At 66.7% G+C, this 15,664-nt stretch carries 13 protein-coding genes and 1 pseudogene; 4 read left to right on the forward strand and 10 right to left on the reverse strand.

Going from position 1 to position 15,664, the window contains the following annotated elements:
- From Q0W90_RS11100 to Q0W90_RS11145, 10 genes and pseudogenes are all read right to left on the reverse strand, one after another.
- A pseudogene (locus tag Q0W90_RS11100) lies at positions 1 to 231 on the reverse strand (glycerol acyltransferase); the annotation flags it as partial.
- Entirely contained in the window at positions 228 to 1,496 is a 1,269-nt protein-coding gene (locus Q0W90_RS11105) for a cytochrome P450 (protein ID WP_297774544.1), read from the reverse strand. The pseudogene Q0W90_RS11100 and the gene Q0W90_RS11105, both read right to left, overlap by 4 nt.
- Before the next feature lie 207 nt (positions 1,497 to 1,703).
- The gene (locus Q0W90_RS11110; RefSeq protein ID WP_297592208.1) at positions 1,704 to 2,345 is read right to left on the reverse strand and encodes a maleylpyruvate isomerase family mycothiol-dependent enzyme; all 642 of its coding nucleotides are present in this window, start codon (positions 2,343 to 2,345) and stop codon (positions 1,704 to 1,706) included.
- Between the two features lie 127 nt (positions 2,346 to 2,472).
- Positions 2,473 to 3,957: an aldehyde dehydrogenase family protein gene (locus Q0W90_RS11115; RefSeq protein ID WP_297592206.1), complete on the reverse strand. Its 1,485-nt coding sequence runs from the start codon at positions 3,955 to 3,957 to the stop codon at positions 2,473 to 2,475.
- Between the two features lie 91 nt (positions 3,958 to 4,048).
- On the reverse strand, positions 4,049 to 5,263 hold the full coding sequence (locus Q0W90_RS11120) for a cytochrome P450 (protein WP_297774547.1): 1,215 nt from the start codon (positions 5,261 to 5,263) through the stop codon (positions 4,049 to 4,051).
- A gap of 10 nt (positions 5,264 to 5,273) precedes the next feature.
- Positions 5,274 to 6,278: an SDR family oxidoreductase gene (locus Q0W90_RS11125; RefSeq protein ID WP_297592202.1), complete on the reverse strand. Its 1,005-nt coding sequence runs from the start codon at positions 6,276 to 6,278 to the stop codon at positions 5,274 to 5,276.
- On the reverse strand, positions 6,271 to 7,419 hold the full coding sequence (locus Q0W90_RS11130) for a spirocyclase AveC family protein (protein ID WP_297592200.1): 1,149 nt from the start codon (positions 7,417 to 7,419) through the stop codon (positions 6,271 to 6,273). Before Q0W90_RS11130 ends, Q0W90_RS11125 begins: the two co-directional genes overlap by 8 nt.
- Before the next feature lie 5 nt (positions 7,420 to 7,424).
- Positions 7,425 to 8,543: an ABC transporter substrate-binding protein gene (locus Q0W90_RS11135; protein WP_297592198.1), complete on the reverse strand. Its 1,119-nt coding sequence runs from the start codon at positions 8,541 to 8,543 to the stop codon at positions 7,425 to 7,427.
- A gap of 82 nt (positions 8,544 to 8,625) precedes the next feature.
- Positions 8,626 to 9,486, reverse strand: coding sequence for a CbbQ/NirQ/NorQ/GpvN family protein (locus tag Q0W90_RS11140; protein ID WP_297592196.1), 861 nt, complete (start codon positions 9,484 to 9,486; stop codon positions 8,626 to 8,628).
- A 54-nt stretch (positions 9,487 to 9,540) separates the two neighbouring features.
- On the reverse strand, positions 9,541 to 11,319 hold the full coding sequence (locus Q0W90_RS11145; protein ID WP_297698266.1) for a VWA domain-containing protein: 1,779 nt from the start codon (positions 11,317 to 11,319) through the stop codon (positions 9,541 to 9,543).
- A gap of 141 nt (positions 11,320 to 11,460) precedes the next feature.
- Here Q0W90_RS11145 and Q0W90_RS11150 point away from each other — a divergent pair, with 141 nt between their 5' ends.
- The 4 genes from Q0W90_RS11150 (at position 11,461) to Q0W90_RS11165 (ending at position 15,599) form a co-directional block, all read left to right on the forward strand.
- Positions 11,461 to 12,450, forward strand: a complete 990-nt coding sequence (locus Q0W90_RS11150) for an SDR family NAD(P)-dependent oxidoreductase (protein WP_297698268.1) — start codon at positions 11,461 to 11,463, stop codon at positions 12,448 to 12,450.
- Positions 12,451 to 12,676: 226 nt separating this feature from the next.
- Positions 12,677 to 13,834, forward strand: a complete 1,158-nt coding sequence (locus Q0W90_RS11155) for an acyl-CoA dehydrogenase family protein (RefSeq protein WP_297592190.1) — start codon at positions 12,677 to 12,679, stop codon at positions 13,832 to 13,834.
- On the forward strand, positions 13,831 to 14,952 hold the full coding sequence (locus Q0W90_RS11160) for an acyl-CoA dehydrogenase family protein (protein ID WP_297774551.1): 1,122 nt from the start codon (positions 13,831 to 13,833) through the stop codon (positions 14,950 to 14,952). Before Q0W90_RS11155 ends, Q0W90_RS11160 begins: the two co-directional genes overlap by 4 nt.
- Positions 14,952 to 15,599 (forward strand): nitroreductase family protein, encoded by a 648-nt coding sequence (locus Q0W90_RS11165; protein WP_297592426.1) that lies wholly within the window; start codon positions 14,952 to 14,954, stop codon positions 15,597 to 15,599. Before Q0W90_RS11160 ends, Q0W90_RS11165 begins: the two co-directional genes overlap by 1 nt.
- The last annotated feature ends 65 nt before the right edge of the window (positions 15,600 to 15,664 follow it).

Raw genomic sequence — 15,664 nt, forward strand, 5'->3', positions numbered from 1 at the left:
CAGCGGGCGCCCATAGCCGAATCTGCGGTAGAAGGCCGCGGCGAAGATCAGCACGTCGGGCGTGAGCATACCGCCGGAGTGGTTGGCGACAACCAGCGCAGCGCCATCGGGCGGTAAGGCCTCAAGCCCACGCACTTCGAACCGAAACCAGCGCCGTGCCAGTGGTTCTGCCGCGGTGACGAAGCGCTTGGTGAAGCCGGGATCCCACTCGTCGAATTCGGGAACACTCACGAAATCGGGGTGAATTCGAGGTGCAGCTCGGTGAGACCCCGCATCTGCCAGGTCGGTTCGTAGGTGTAGCGGCGGGCATTCGACGGCCCATGCTTGTCCTCGAGAATCGCGACGTCCGCCATCCGGTCGAGTATGCGGTTCAGCGAAATTCGTCCCTCCGCGCGGGCCAGCGGGGCACCCGGGCACGAGTGATTGCCCCTGCCGAACGCCACATGCTCGCGCACGTTCGGACGGTCGATGCGAAACTCACCGGGCCGCTCGAACTTCCGTGCATCCCGGTTGCTCGCGCCGGGCAACAGCATCACCGTGCTGCCCGCGGGGATGGCGGTGTCACCGATCGAGGTCGAGGTCCGCGCCATCCGGAAGTGACACTTGACCGGGCTTTCCATCCGCAGCGTCTCTTCGACAAAACTCGGTATCCGGCTGCGATCTTCACGAAGCAACTCCTGTAATTCCGGGTTCTCGGCGAGCGTGCGGATCCCGAAGCTGAGCAGCTTGGTGGTTGTCTCCTGGCCGGCCGCAAACAGGAACGTCGCCAGGCGCACGACGTCGATGACTTCCGGAGTCGAGCCGTCGGGATACTTCGCCTGCGCCAACTCGGTCAACACATCCTCGCGCGGCTGTCGGCGGCGCTCGGTGATGTGGGTGGTGAACTTCTCGTCGAGATACTCCAGCGGATTGTGGGCACGCGTCATCGAGTCGTCCTCGATCCCGCCCGAGAACTTGCCCGAGAAGACCTCCCGGAATTCCTCGTGATCCTCGGCGGGAACTCCCAGTAGGTCGGCGATCACCAACCCGGAGAACGGTCGCGCATACTCATCGAGAAATTCACAGTTGCCGCGGGACAGGAACTCGTCGAGTTGCTGGTCGGCGAGTCGCCACATGAAGTCTTCATTTTCTTTGAGCCGCTTGGGTGTTAAGAGGCGGCTGAGCAGACCTCGAGTCCGGGTGTGCTCTGGTGGATCTTGGGTCACGATGTGTTCGCTCATCGGGATCTGCGAGCGATGCTGCTCGATCAGGCTGCCGATGTCGTCGCCCTCCGGTTCGAACGGCAGCCCGGAAAACGGCCCGGCGACCGAAACACACGAGGAGAATGCCGGATCTTTGTAGACCGCAAGCGCTTCCTGGTGGCCCGTTATCGCCGTGACGCCCTGGTCGGATCGCGGCAGCACCGGGCAACGCGCGCGCAGGTGATCGAAGTACGGGTACGGGTCCGGAATCAGGGACGGGTCAGCAAAGAAATCAACCGATTCGAATTCGCTCAACAGAACTCCTACGCATCCAGGTAACCGCCCCACCAATGTCAACCCCGGGCGACGCAACCCCTCCTGGTAATCTAGAGCTGAACAAATATTAGGTCAAGTCGATCGTCACGATGGTGATCGTGCGATAGCCCGGTGCGTGCACACCGGGTGCCGCGTCTGCATCGCGTAATCGCGGCGGTGCTAATCCGGCGCGCACGTCAGGTACGTTTATCCACGCAATCGCCGGATGATCCGCGGCAACCCCGGCCCGTCGAGCATGTGCACCAGCGCGGTGCGGCCGGCGACAGTCATCATCAGGGCAGCCACCGGCCCGCGAATTTCCGCGCCGCTGCCCCACACGCGACTAATATCACTGGCGCGCAGGCTGATCCCGCGTAGCCGGCCGAGAGGGACGAACCCGAACGGCCACCAGCCGGTCAGGAAGTCCATCGCCAACGCCGCTCGCTGTGGGTCGGGTTGGAAAGGCAGCCTGAGAGGGATCCTGATGTCGCCGCTGTGCACCAAAACATCCGCCAGTGGGTCCAACGGACCGAATAGCGGCGGATCGATCCGGCGATCCGCGCATTGACGCAAACCGGCCACGATCTCGGCGGCCGGCAATTGGGCACGACGGCGCGCCAACTCGTCGATCGCGCGAGCCATGCCGCCGCGACGCAGGGCGAGCCGCAGGAATGCGGGAGTACCGTCGGTAGCGGTACTGACAACATGAGCGGCCACCGTCTTGACGTCCCAGCCCGCACAGAGGCTCGGCACCGTCAACTGCGCGGCGCCCAGGCTTTCCAGCAGACAGGCGATCCGGCGGCGCTCATCGGTGACGGCCGCGAACACAAACTCGCGGTCTAGGGGCATCGACGGAAGATGTTGCTGCGCAGCATTTTACGACGATACCTGCTCGCTGTTGCCGTCGATATCGGTGCGGGGTGAACTGGTCGATCGGCTCGCTGCGATCTTCCCGACCAGTTCACCCTCCCGACACTCAGCCGGCCGGGTAAGCGACCGACTTGATCTCGGTGTACTGGTCGAAACCGGCCACGCCGTTCTGGCGTCCCACGCCGCTTTCCTTGTAGCCGCCGAACGGGGTGTCGGCCCCGTACGGGGCACCACCGTTGACGCCCATGAAGCCGGCCTTGATCCGGCGGGTCACCGACAGCGCCCGCTCGAGCGAGCCCGCAAACACGTTGCCGGCCAATCCGTACTTGCTGTCGTTGGCGATACGGATCGCGTCTTCCTCGTCGTCGAACGGGATCACGGCCAGCACCGGACCGAAGATCTCCTCCTGGGCGATGGTCATCTTGTTGTCGACGTTGGTGAAAAGCGTTGGCCTGACGAAGTATCCCTTGTCGAAACCGGTTTCCGCGTCGGGTCCACCGACCAGCGCCGTCGCACCCTCCTCGACGCCCTTGCGGATGTAGCCCATCACGCGGTCGCGCTGGACCTCCGAGATCACCGGACCGCACAGCGTTGCGGGGTCCTGCGGGTCGCCGCATGTGACGTTCTCGTAAATGTTCTTGAGGATCTCCACGCCCTCGTCGTACCGGGACCGCGGCAACAGCAGCCGGGTCGGGTTGGCGCAACCCTGACCGGCATGCATGCACGGCGCGATGCCGACCATGCACGCCGTGCCGAAGTCGGCGTCCTCCAGCACGATGGTGGCCGACTTGCCGCCGAGCTCCAGGAACAGCCGCTTCATGGTGGCCGCGCCCTTCTCCATGATCCGCTTGCCGACCACGGTCGAGCCGGTGAAGGAGATCAGGTCGACCTTCGGGGACAGCGTGAGTTCCTCGCCCACGAAGTGGTCCGACGCGGTGACGACGTTGACCACACCGGCTGGGATGTCGGTCTTTTCGGCGATCAGCCGGCCGAGCCGGTTGGCGTTGAACGGCGTGTTCGGCGCCGGCTTGAGCACCACCGTGTTACCGGTGCCCAGCGCCTGGCCGAGCTTGTTGAGGGTGACTTCGAACGGGAAGTTCCACGGCACGATCGCACCGACCACACCCACCGGCTCCCGCCACACCTTGCGGGTGGTCAGCGTGCCGGTGAGGCTGATGACCTTGTCACCCAGGTCGGTCTCCCAGGCGTACTCGTCGATCAACCGGGCAGGGTATTTCAGCCCGTCTTCCAGCGGGGCGTCCAGCTGCGGGCCGAACGTGATCGCCCGGGGCGAGCCGACCTCGAGGATGAGTTCCTCGCGCAGCTCTTCCTTCTCCGATTCGATCGCCTCGTGCAGCTGCAACAGGCAGCGCTTGCGCAGCTCGCGGTTGGTCGACCAGTCGGTCTCGTCGAAGGCGCGCCGGGCCGCGTCGATGGCCCGGTGCATGTCCTCCTTGGAGGCGTCGGCGACCTCGCCGAGCGGCTCCTCGGTCGCCGGGTTGATGTTGGTGAAGGTCCCGGCCTGCCCGTCGACGAGCTTGCCGTCGATCATCATCTTCGGCTCGAAGCGGACCTTTACAGCCTCAGTCATATCTGTCACTCTCTCCTGGGTCGTTGAGGGGCTACGGAGAGCCTTACCGGAAACTAGCCGATTGGCAAGCTGCAACCGGCTGCGGGGCCGGCTATTGGGGGTCGAACAGCACCGGCACCGACGTCGGCGACCGGAAGACCTGGCCGCGGATATGCGGATCGTCGCCGTCGGGGTCCAGCCGAAGGTTCGGCAGCCGGTCGAGCAAAAGGTTGATGGCGGTGCGCATCTCGAGGCGCGCCAGGTGCATGCCGAGGCAGACGTGCACGCCGTGTCCCCAGCCCAGGTGGCTCTTGGGTGCGCGGAAGATGTCGAACGAGTCCGGATCGGGGTAACGGTCTTCCTGCCGATTGGCGGAGCCCAGCATCGGCATCACCGTCGAGCCGGCCGGTATCGGCACCCCGCCGAGTTCGGTGTCGCGGGTGGCCACCCGGGTGATGGTCAGCAGGGGCGGTTCCCAGCGAACCCCTTCCTCGATGGCCTGCGGCAGCAGCGACCGGTCGGCGCGGATGGCATCGAGCTGCGCGGGATCGGACAGCAGTGCCAACAGCAGGTTGCCCAGCGACCGGTAGGTCGTCTCCACCCCGGCGGGCAGCAGCAGGCGCAGAAACGAGTAGATCTCCTCGTCCTCGAGCTTCTCGCCGTCGATCTCCGCCTGGGCCAGCGCGCTGATCAGATCGTCCTTGGGCTCGGCGCGGCGGGCCGCCAGGATCGGCGCGAAGTAGTCGCACAGCGCGGCCGAGGCGGCAAGACCGCGTTCGGGATTCAGGATCCAGCTCAGCAAGGAGATGGACCACCGCTGAAACTGCGGGTAGTCCTCCTGTGGCAGGCCGAGTAGTCCGGCGATGATCTGACTGGGATAGTCGAAGGTGAATTCCTTGACCAGGTCGGCCTTGCCGTTGGCCGCGAACTTGTCGATCAGGCTGTTGCCCACGCGCCCGACCAGCTCGTCTTCCCATCGCGCCAAAGCCTTCTGCGAGAAGGCCTTTGACACCAGTGATCGCAGCCGGCCGTGCACCGGCTCGTCCATGCCGAGCATGACGCGCTCCCCCAGCACGGGGCCGAACGCGGCGATGACGGCCGCCGAGGAGAACGTCTCGTTGTCGCGCAGCATCTGCTGGGCTTCCTCGTGGCGGTAGACGATGAAGACGGGCTTGGATTCCTCATGCGGCATCCCGGAGACATCCAGGCGTTGAATGGGCTCCTCGCGGCGCAGCCGGGCCAATTCGGTGTACGGGTCGCGCACATCGCCCGAGACCGCATCGTCGAAGGCGCCGAAGTCTTCCAAGTCGTCGAAAAGTTGTTCCATGATTGCCCCTCTAATCCCCTTGCCGTGCCGGATTCTTTTGCGACGAGAATCGTCCCGCCACTGCGGCCAAGCGCTGCAACACCGGCTGCGGAAGTACACGCGCGACCAACAGCAGTGCCTTTTGGCCTGTCGTCAGCGGCCACGCCCCGCCCCGCATCGAACCCTGTCTCGGTATGCCCAGCACGATGCGCGACATGTGGTGCATGCCCGACGCCGGGAGGATCCTGTTGGCCACCAGCAGCATCGAGGCATCCGGGCCGATGCCGCGGCGACGGAATGGCCCGCGGTCATCAATCGCCTTGAGCAGTCCGTCGGTGAACCGCTCGGGTGACCGGGCCATTTTCATCGCAAAGCGCCCGCGGCTGTTCATGGTGTTGTGCAGCCGGGCGTACGGGCCTTCGAAATTGCGGTCGTCAGTGGTGCCGGCGTCGGTGATGATCTCGGTGTCATACGTGCCGGCCACCACGACGGTGACCCCCAGACCGAACGGCGCGATCTCGCACGCCATCGATTCCCCCCACCGCTCCAGCGCTCCCTTGGCCGCCGAGTACGGCGCGGTGGCGGGCTGGCCCCGCACCCCGGCCGCGCTGGACACCAGGACGATCCGCCCCTGGCCCGCCGCCCGCATCGACGGCAGCAGCGCTTGGGTGAGCGTGACGGGGCCCAGGACGCTGGTGGCGAACATTCGCTGCCACAACGCCATATCGGTCTCCTCCACCATTCCGGCGGCGGAGATGCCCGCGTTGTGCACCAGCGCATACGGTGCGCCCACGGCTTCGTCGATGGCCTTGGCCGCCGCGGCGATCGACGCGGTGTCCGTCAGGTCGAGCTGGACGCCGATCAACCGTTCGTCGTCGGCGTCGGCCCCGGCCGCCTGCCGGAGCAGCGGAAGGCCACGGTCGGGTGTCCGCATCGCCGCGACCACCCGCCACCCTTCCCGATACAGGCGCACCGCCGAGGCGAACCCCAGTCCGCGCGACGCACCGGTGATGACGACCGTGCGCGGCTCAGCCATGGTTGCTCGGTGACGAAGTCGCACAGGCACCCTGTCCCGGCGGCGGCGGGTCGACGTGCGGTCGACCGTTCGGTTCCCCGCTCGCCCAGGTCGACCAGATGCCGACCGAATACGGGCCCTGTGCACCGGCCTTTTCGTAATAGCCTTGCGGGTCATACACTTTGGCTTCCGGGTACGGCCATGGGCATGCCACCGACGTCGCGGCATGACTGACCTTGATGACCCAGAACCACGCCCCGTAGGCGAAGTACGACACGTTCATGATGGCGAACATCACCACGAACGTGCCGAGCACCGGACGGCTCGGGAACACCTTGGCTTTCGCGGTCAGCTTCTCCGCCACCGATTTACCGGTGTCGTCGCGATAGCAGAGGATCGCGGCGGGCACCATCACGAAGGTCACCGAGAATGATTCCCAGATCAGCGGGAACTGGAATGTCGTGCCGGTGAACACCGATCCCCACGGGATCACCTGCGAGTAGATGTACATGCCGGTGTGCACGAGCTGGATCTCCAGCCAGGCATCGAAGACGAAGCCGATCGCACAGGTCAGCACGCCCAGGCTGACCAGCGGGTGCCGCGACACAAACGCCTGCGGCCCATGCCTGGCCTGCAGCTTGCGCAAGATCCAGACCGCCGGGAAGTACGGACCGAAGTAGAACATCACGTAGCCGAACACCACGAACGGCTCGACGCTCGGCGACAGCGACACCAACGGCCACGACTCCGGCCAGTGGATCAGGTCGGGGTTGTACACCGCGAACGGGGCCCAGTTCATGATCGGGTCCTGCCACACGATCAAGGTGGTGCACAGGAACATCAGCATCACCGGGCTGCCGGGATTGCGGCGCCAGCCCCTGATGAACACCACCAACAGCACCAGCAGCATGACGCAGGTGGCAACGTGCAGGAACGTGATGTAATCCAAGCCGAAGATGAACTTCACCGGGCGGGGCCGGCCCTGCACGTTCGGGTTGGCGACGCGCGGGTCAAGGGCGACACGACAATTCGCGATGAAGAAGAGCGCGAAGGCCAGCAGCGCAAGGCCCGAGATCCAACGACCCCAGTTGGGTTTGTCGCTGGCCGGCGCGCGCGCCGGCTCGTCGCCTTGAGCCAGCGGTGTGGACTGTTCGGTGGACATCGTCGTCAGCCTTCCTCGCCGAAGCGGTCAACCAGGTGCGAGTTGACACCGTCGGCGTCGAGCGTCCGGGCCACCAGATACCCGGCGCCCATCCATGCCCGTCGCGTCCACTTGCCGAACGACACTCGCGTGCCGGGCGCGCCAGAGGCGGCGGGCATCATCTTCACCCGCTCCAGCGCCTCTTTGACCCCGCGCGGGCTGAGCGGGTGCGCGTCGGTGAACGCACGCACGAGCGTGGCGGCGACGTCGCGGTTGACCACGGTCACGCAGAACTCGGGGCGACTGCCGTCGTACTTCTTCGCGTAGGCGTCGAGGAAGTCCTGGCCGATCCGATTCGCCTCGTCGTACTGGTCGACACCGGTCCAGCCCATGAACGCGTTCCACATGATCGGGTTCACCCATGCGTTCTGCCACGCGGTGGTGGTGAAGCGGGGTGGGTCCCAGCCGAGGGTCTCCAGCGCCGGGTTGATGAACACGATTCCGAATCCGAATCCCAGGTGCACGATCGCCTCGGAGTTCGCCTCATGCAGCGTCTGCACCGCAGCGTTGATGTCCTGCGCCGTCTGGGCGATGGCAACTTCGGCCACGATCCGAATGCCCTTGCGCCGGCAGGCACTTCGCAGGTTTTTCAGGTAGCTCTCACCAATGAGGCTCTGCTCGACCAGGACACCGATCTCGGCGAGTCCGCGTTTGGCGATGAGGTCGGCCAAGAAGATGGGTTCATCGGTCATGGATCCCTGGGGGAAGGCGAAGGTCCACTCGCCCAGCCAGTCGTCGGTGCCGGTCACGCTGATCGCGGGCACCTTGAACCGTTCCTCGATTGCTTCTCGCAACGGCACGCAGTTATCGGTGATGTTCGGACCGAACACCACCAGGCAGCCCTCGTCGACCAGTTCGCCATACGCATCGATCACCGCCTTGACCGAACCCTTGGGCAGGCCCTCCACCTCGCGATAGATCATCTGCACGGGACGGTCCATCAGGCCGTGGGCGACCGCCTCTTCGAAGATGAGGTCGAAAGTCTGGGTGAAGGAGGCGAACAGATCCTCGGGAAACCCCGGTGGCAGCGTGAAGTCCATCAGATAGCCGACCTTGATCGGCTCTGCGCTGCTCTCGTAGGACATCTGACCTCCCCGGTGACACACTCGCGCGCACCGATCATAAACCTAATATTTGTTCAGACGCTAGCGGGGGCGGTACGCAGCGTCAATCATCGGGTCCGTCAGGCCCGCACAGATATATCTCGATCATCTCGCCCAGGGCCTTGCCCACCGCCACGTCGTCGGTGAGCGGGCCCGCGATCGCGGCCCGGGCCGCCTCCGGCATGCTCAGCCCCTCGGCGACAAGCCGGCCCGCCGCGATCAGCACGCGCGTCGACGCGACCTCGCGCAGCCCGCCCGTCTCCAGCCGGCGAATGGCCTGACCGAAACGGACCAGCTCGGCCGCGGTGGCACCGTCCACGCCGGCCTCGTGCGCGACGATGCCCTCTTCGATATCGGCTGCGGGGAAACCGAATTCGATCGCGACCATGCGCTGGCGTGTCGAATCCTTGAGGTCCTTGAGCACGCTTTGATATCCCGGGTTGTACGACACCACCAGGCCGAATCCGGGTGCGGCGTCCAGAGTGACGCCAAGTCGTTCGATGGGCAGCTGTCGACGGTGGTCGGCGAGCGGATGCAGCACCACGGTGGTGTCCTGCCGGGCTTCGACCACTTCGTCGAGGTAGCAGATCGCTCCCTCGCGCACCGCCCGGGTCAGCGGGCCGTCCGCCCACACCGTCTCGTCGCCGCGCAGCAGATAACGGCCGACCAGGTCCGCGGTGGTGAGGTCGTCATGACAGGCGACCGTGATCAGCGGCCGGCCCAGGTCATGGGCCATCGCCTCGACGAATCGGGTCTTGCCGCAACCCGTCGGACCCTTCAGGACCAGCGACAGGCCCTGGCGGTACGCCGCCTTGAAAACGGCCTCTTCGTTGCCGACCGCCTGGTAGTAGGGCCGTACTTCTCCCCTTCCGTCCGCGTCGGACGGAAGGCCCTTGACGTATGCGAGCCCGGACTCGTTGGCCATAGCTTCCCTTCAGATCGCCCGGCGATTGGAGCCTAACCGGAACAGATGTTTGTTTCAAGTATCCTGACGAGCGGGGTTGGCGTTCTGGTGCGTCAACTGTGTTCTGGGACTTGACTTCCGGGACACACTGCGGCGAACCTCCGCGGAGCGCAGCGCCGACCGAAACAGCGGTCCGATCACACCGGCCAGCTGATCGGGGCGCGCGATCGTCGCGTGCGCGGCGCTGCCGAACACTCTGCGCAGCGATTGCACGTCGGTTCCCGCGCCGATCGTCAGGCACACACAGCCCGTCCCCCGTCGGCGGGCCTCGGTCAGCGCGCGCCGCGCGTCCGCGGCGCCGTAAGCCCGTTCGTACCCGTGGTCGTAGGCAAGCCCGTCGGAGAGCACCACCAGCAGCCGCCGCGATGTGCCGCCACGCGCCTCCACGGTCGCCGAGCCATGGCGGATGGCCGCACCGAGGCGCGAATACGCGCCGGGTTCCAGGCTGTTGAGCCGCCGGATTACCTGGGCGTTCAGCTGATCGTCGAACCGCTTCACGGGCACCATGCTCACCGCGCGCCGGCCCTGCGAGTAGTAGGCGTAGAGCGCGACCCGGTCGCCCAGGTCGTGCAGCGCCACGGTGAGGTTGGCGACCGCCGCGCGCTGTTGTTCGTGCACCGTCCGCCCGACCGTTCCCGGCTCACCCGCCGACCCCGACACATCGAGTAGGAGCAGCACCGACAGGTCGCGCCGGCGCCGCAGGCTGTCGAGGTACACCGCCTCGTCGGGCACCGCCCCGGCCCGCACTTCGACTCGGGCTTCGACGGCCGCGTCAATGTCGATGTCGTCGCCCTGCGTCTGTCGGTGACGACGGTGCAGGCCCATGCCGAGTCGCGACAGCGGCCGGCGCACACCGATGGCGTCGTCGATCGCCTGGGTGGCCGATACTTTGATCGTCGGCTCGACCTCGCGCACGGTGCACCATGCGGGCCGGTAGCTTTTGCGGGCCACATCCCATTCCGGATACCGCACGCCATCCGCGGCGGTCTGCCCCTCGCGGTCGCCGTCGTCCCCGTCATCGCCGGAGGTCGACGCCAGCGAGGCGACGGCGTAGGCGCCGCGCCTGGCGGAGTTGGTGCGGTGGGTCGGGTTGTCCGCACCGGGCGGACCGCCGCCGCTTCCGGTCTTCCGCACCGATGACAGCATCTTTTTCAACCACTTCCCGATGAAGCCGCCACCACCCACCGGGCTGGTGAACAGGTCCGGGTCGTCGGAGTCGTCGACCTCGCCGTCGTCGAGTTCCTCGAGTTCCTGCGTGGGCTTCTGGTTGCTCAGGTTTCGCGGAACATGCTGGGGTTCCGCCTGATTGCGCTGCGCGGACGCCCGGGAGGCCGCAGCCACCACCTTCGCCGCGCGGATCACCCCGAATTCCGGTGCCGGGTCATCGATCGGTTCCCGGCCGGAGGCGATGCGCAACGACGCCGCGGGTGAGTCACTGCGACTGGCGATGTCGCGATCGCCGACCGACGCCAGGATGCCCGGCAACAGGTCGGCGTTGATCACCAACGCGCGGTGCCCCTCGATCGCCAGATAGCGTTTGGCCAGCCGCGGGTGACGCACCAGGGGGCGCACCGCGTCGGGGTCCAGGCTGCCGGCCGCGATCATCGAGGCCAGCACCGCAACCGACTCGAACCGCGCGCGGCCTCGCACGGCGGCATCGACGTAAATCGTCTGGCCGTCCGTCCACGCGGGTTCGTCCGGTTGCAGTTCGGCGACCGCCACCGGCCGGCCCGCCAGCGCCGAGGCGAGCATGCCGAGTCCCTGCACCCGGTTGCCAGGAGCGTCGTCCGCCACGCCCCACCTCCGACCCGTCGTTGACCAAATATCTGTTCCACCGTAAAGTCCGGCGTGAGCGCAGTCAATCGCACCGGCTCGTCCGCTGCACAGGAGCCGGCATCGACGACGGGCAGGACACGAGTTAGTCGGGAGCACATCATGATTGAGTTCACCGGCCAGGTGGCGGTGGTCACCGGCGCCGGTCGCGGGCTCGGTCGGCTGTACGCGCTGGACCTCGCCCGCCGCGGCGCCGCGGTGGTGGTCAATGACCTCGGTGGCGGAATGCGGGGCCTTCCAGACGAACTCGCCGATGCCGGGGTGGCCGACCAGGTGGTCGAGGAGATCAAGAAGGCTGGTGGCACCGCGATCGCGTCGTACGACTCGGTGGACAGTCCCGCAGGCGGCCAGGCGATTGTCGACGCCGCCGTGGACACCTTCGGGCGCCTGGACGCGGTGATCAGCAATGCCGGCATCTTCGGCAGCGCGCCCTTCGAGGACATCTCGCACGACGAATGGACGCGAATGCTGCGCGTGCATCTCGACGGCGGCTTTCATCTGTCACAGCCCGCGTATCGCGTGATGAAGAACTACGGGGGCGGCCGATTCGTGTTCATCTCGTCGTCCGCCGGGATCTTCGGACAGCCGATGGAGGCCCACTACGCCGCGGCCAAGGCCGGCCTGGTCGGGTTGACCAACGTGATCGCCATCGAAGGCGAGGCGCACGGGATACTCGCCAATTCCGTTATGCCGACCGGCTTCTCGCGCATGGTCACCGAGACCGTCGGCGACGAGAAATTCCTCGCCGAATCCGGGTTCATGCAGGCCATCCGGCCCGAGCTCGTCGTGCCGCTGGTGACGTTTCTCGCCAGCAGCGCCTGCACGTTCACGCACCGCAACTATTCGGCCTCGGCCGGGCGCTATGCGCGGGTGTTCGTCGGCCTCACCGAGGGATGGCTCGCCGACGCCCAGGGCCGGCCCACCGCGGAGGACATCGAGGCACATCTCGAGCAGATGTCGTCGACCGAGAAGTTTTTCGTGCCGGCATCGATCGTCGATGAGGTGCTGGAAGTGTGCGAGCGGCGCGGTGTCAGCCCGATGCCGGGCGGCACCGAGATCGAATTCCCGCAACCCCAACGCAACGGGAGCTGATCGTGGACGAAGAACTGGCCGACCGGGTCCGGCGGCTCGCCGATCGCTTGGAGATCGCCATGGTCCCGGGGGCGCGCACGCCCCGCCACGATGCGACGGGCGCCTCATACGATCGGCCGCTCACGGCGTCTGGCGTGGCCGCCGGCGTCATTGACCAAGTATCTGCTCGAACGTAGAGTCCGGCGTGGTGGCAAGGGGACGCGCAAGACGTCAAGAGAAAAGCAACGTGGACTTCTCATACCCGGCGGACGTGGAACAGTTCCGCATCGAGCTGCGCGACTGGTTGTCCGAGAACCTGACCGACGAGCTGGTGGCCGCCCGCCGGTCCACCGGGCGCGACGACACCGCGTTCCAGATGCTTCGCGTGTGGGACGCGACGATGTCCGATGCGGGGTGGGCCGCCGTGGCGTGGCCGCGCGAATACGGCGGCCGCGGCGCGACCGTGCTCGAGCAACTGGTTTACACCGAGGAGACCACCCGCGCCCGAGCCCCGGTGCCGCTCAACGTCATTGGATTGAACAACATCGCACCGGCCATCATGCAATACGGCACCGAATCCCAGAAGCTCACCCTGCTCCCCCGCATGATGCGGGCCGACGACATCTGGTGCCAGGGAATGTCGGAACCCGAAGCGGGCTCCGATCTCGCGGCGCTGCGCACCCGCGCCGTACGTGACGGTGACGATTTCGTGGTCAACGGCCAAAAGATCTGGACGTCGCTGGGGCATCGGGCCGACTGGTGCCAGCTCTACGTGCGCACCGATCCCGACGCTCCCAAACACCAGGGGATCTCCTGCCTGATCGTCGACATGACACTCCCCGGTATCGAGGCGCGTCCGCTCGTCACGCTCAACGGCGACGCCGATTTCGCCGAGGTGTTCTTTCACGACGTGCGGGTGCCGGCAGACGCATTGCTGGGGCCACTGGATGGGGGCTGGCAGGTGGCCACCACCACGCTCAGCCACGAGCGCGCCGGGGCCGCCAGGTTGTACGCGGAGATGCAGGTGCGGCTCGAAGAGCTGGTGGACGATCTCGCCGCGGCCGACACCGGCGCGCTGGACGACCCCGTGACACTGCGGCGTCTCGGCGAAATCGCGGTCCGCATCAAGTATCTCGAAGTCCTGTGTCAGCGGTCGATCTCGGCCACGATGCATGGCGGGCCGGAAATCGTAGCGTTGGGGTCGGCCAGCCTCGCCAAGACCGTGTGGGGCGAGATCGGGCAGGACCTGGCCGCCCTGGCATTCGACGTGCTGGGTGACCGCGATGTCGGCGCGCCGTGGGCGAATTACCGTCTGACGTCGCGCTCGCTGACCATCGCGGGCGGCACCAGTCAGATCAACAAGAACATCACCGCGCAACGGGTACTGGGGCTGCCGCGGAAATGAACCTCGAACTCACCGACGAGCAGGTGGCGCTGCGCGACACCACCCGGCGTTTTCTCGCCGAAAGGGCTTCGATCTCCGATCACGTGCGCCCGCTGCTCGACGACCCGACCGGAACCGACGACGCCGTGTGGCACGGGCTCGCCGGCCTCGGCACCACCGGCCTGCTGGTGGCGGAGGACCACGGCGGGTCGGGCATGACGATGGTGGAAGCCGGACTCGTCGCCGAAGAGCTGGGCGCCGCGCTGCATCCGGGGCCGTGGCTGTCGACCGCGGTGGCCGCCCCGCGGGCGCTGAACCGGTTGGGCGCCAACGGTACCGCCGCGGAGCTGCTGCGTGGAATCGCGGACGGCACCACGATCGCCGCCGTCTGCTTCCTGGATCTCGACGACGCTTCGGTTGCCGCGAGCCGACACGACGGCGCCCTGGTGCTGCGGGGTGAGGTCGCCGGCGTGCCCGACGCAGGGGCCGCCCACGTCCTGCTCGCCGCCGCCGAGGATGCCGACGGCACCGGGCTTTTCGCGGTGCGGAACGGCTCACCCAGGGTTTCGGTCACACCGAAACTCGGCATCGATCCCACCCGAAAGCAGTTCCGCATCACGTTCGACGCGGCCCCCGCGCGGCGCCTGGCCGCGATCTCCACCGAAGACCTGGCGGCGGTGGTCGACGACGTGCTGATCGCGGCCGCCGCCGATGCGCTCGGCGCCGCGCGCGCCGTCATGCACCTCGCGATCGAATACGCAAAAACCCGAAGGCAATTCGGTCAGCCGATCGGCTCGTTCCAGGCGGTCCAGCATCTGTGTGTCGACATGTACGAGGCCGTCGAGCTCGCCCGCAGCGGCGTGCTGCACGCCCTGTGGGCCAGCGACGCGCTGGGACGCAGCGACGGCCCATCCGCCGGCGAGCGGCATCTCGCCGCGCTGCGGGCGAAGGCGTTCGCCGGGCGACTGGTCGCCGTGGCCGACACCGCCATCCAGGTGTTCGGTGGGATCGGCTACACCTGGGAGCACGACGCTCACCTGTATCTCAAGCGCTTGCTGGGGTGGAGCGCGTTTCTCGGTGCCCCCGACCGGTATCTCACCGAACTCGGTACGCGCCTTGCGAAGAGAGGCCGTCAATGATGGATATCGAATATCTGCTCACCGCGACCCCGTCGGCGCGCAAGTCGCTGGACCTGGACGCGCCCGTCAACGTCGACGACATCCGCGAGTGCCTGCGGATCGGCCTGCAGGCCGCGAACGGGTCGAACGCCCAGTCGTGGCGCTGGCTGGTCGTCACCGACCCGGCGCTGCGCGCCAAGGTCGCCGAGCTGTATCGCGAGGCCTATCTACGGCGCGTCGGCGGGCAGATGCTTGCCGACCTCATGCCGGCGGGCACACCCGAGAGCCGGGTGATGTCGTCGACGGAGTGGTTGGTCGAGAACATGGCGAAGGTGCCGTTGCTGGTAATCCCTTGCTACGAGCCCTACTTGCCGCGCATCGACGGTGACGAATCGTTCCACCTGGCGACGCTGTACGGTTCGATCTTCCCGCCGGTGTGGAACTTTCAGCTGGCCTTGCACACCCGGGGCTACGGGACCTGCATCACGACCCTGCACCTGCATCACGAAGAAGAGATCCGAAAACTGCTCGGAGTCCCGCAAACTTACGTTCAGGGTTGCCTGCTGCCGGTGGCCCGCCTGCGTGCGGGCCGCACCTTCCGACCCGCCCCACGGCGGCCGGTCGACGAGGTCGTTGCGCGTGACCGCTGGGATGGCCCGGCGCTCTAGAATGGGCTTTCACCGCTGTGTGCAGCGCATTCGTCGGGCCCGGTCTGATAGCCTCTAACAAAGAT

The sequence above is a fragment of the Mycobacterium sp. genome, from assembly GCF_025933915.1.
In the GTDB taxonomy this organism is placed as follows: Bacteria; Actinomycetota; Actinomycetes; order Mycobacteriales; family Mycobacteriaceae; genus Mycobacterium.